Origin of the sequence: Burkholderia sp. L27(2015) (assembly GCF_009765705.1) — a bacterium.
Lineage (GTDB): Bacteria > Pseudomonadota > Gammaproteobacteria > Burkholderiales > Burkholderiaceae > LMUX01.
Genome location: NZ_LMUX01000046.1, coordinates 1 through 1,177, shown reverse-complemented (window position 1 = coordinate 1,177; position 1,177 = coordinate 1). Strand labels below are relative to the sequence as shown.

The 1,177-nt window shown below is 63.6% G+C and carries 1 protein-coding gene; it reads right to left on the bottom strand.

Annotation, left to right across the window (positions count from 1 at the left end; genetic code table 11):
* Positions 1-1,114: polyribonucleotide nucleotidyltransferase (locus GSQ77_RS28995; RefSeq protein WP_158907606.1), on the bottom strand; the 1,114-nt coding region annotated here is incomplete at its 3' end.
* Between the last annotated feature and the right edge of the window lie 63 nt (positions 1,115-1,177).

The window sequence follows — 1,177 nt, the reverse complement described above, 5'->3', positions numbered from 1 at the left end:
CGCCTTCCGGCGCATCGATGATCTGCGCATCGCGCGTCGTGCCGAGCGTGACTACAACCAGTGCCTGCGTCTCGCCGCGGGTGAACAGCGCCGAACCGTGGGTACGCGGCAGCACGCCAACGCGCACATTGATCGCACGGACGTCATCCAGCTGACGGCCGTCGATACGCACCTTGGTCTTCAGCACGCTGTCGCGCATGGTGTGATATTCGAGCTCGCCGAATTCCTTCGAGAGGTCGGCAGAGTGCCAGGCATTCGCTTCAGCCTGTGCCTTCAGCTCACCCAGCACGTCAGCCTTGACGGCGGAAATCGCGTCACGGCGCTGCAGCTTGTCGCGGACCTGGAACGCTTCGTCCAGCTTGTTGCCGACGGCACCCTTGATGGCGGCGACCAGCGACTCGTTACGGGCCGGCGGCTGCCAGTCCCATGACGGCTTGGCGGCTTCGGCGGCCAGCTCGGCGATCGCGCGAATCGCGATCTGCATCTGCTGGTGACCGAACATCACCGCGCCCAGCATGACGTCTTCGGACAGCAGCTTCGCTTCGGACTCGACCATCAGCACGGCACCGGCGGTACCGGCGACGACAAGGTCCAGCTCGGAGGTCTTCAGCTCGGTATGCGACGGGTTCAGCAGGTACTGACCGTTGGCGTAACCGACGCGGGCAGCGCCGATCGGACCCTTGAACGGGATACCGGCCAGGCTCAGCGCAGCGGACGCGCCGAGCAGCGCGACGATGTCGCCATCAACCTCGGGGTTGAGCGACACGACCTGCGCGATGACCTGCACTTCGTTCTTGAAGTCTTCCGGGAACAATGGACGCACCGGACGATCGATCAGACGCGAGGTCAGCGTCTCCTTCTCGGTCGGACGGCCTTCGCGCTTGAAGAAGCCGCCCGGAATGCGCCCGGCGGAGTAGAACTTTTCAACGTAATCGACGGTGAGCGGGAAGAAATCCTGCCCTTCCTTTTGCTTGGTCGCAGCCACAGCGGTGACGAGCACCACGGTGCCGCCCATGCTGGCCATGACCGCACCGGACGCCTGGCGGGCAATTTCGCCCGTCTCCAGTGTGACTTCGTGACTACCGTACTGGAATGACTTGGTTACTTTTGCCACGTTGTTCTACTCCTCGTCCGGTGGATTAACGGCGCAGGCCGAGGCGTTCGATCAGGGTCTGAT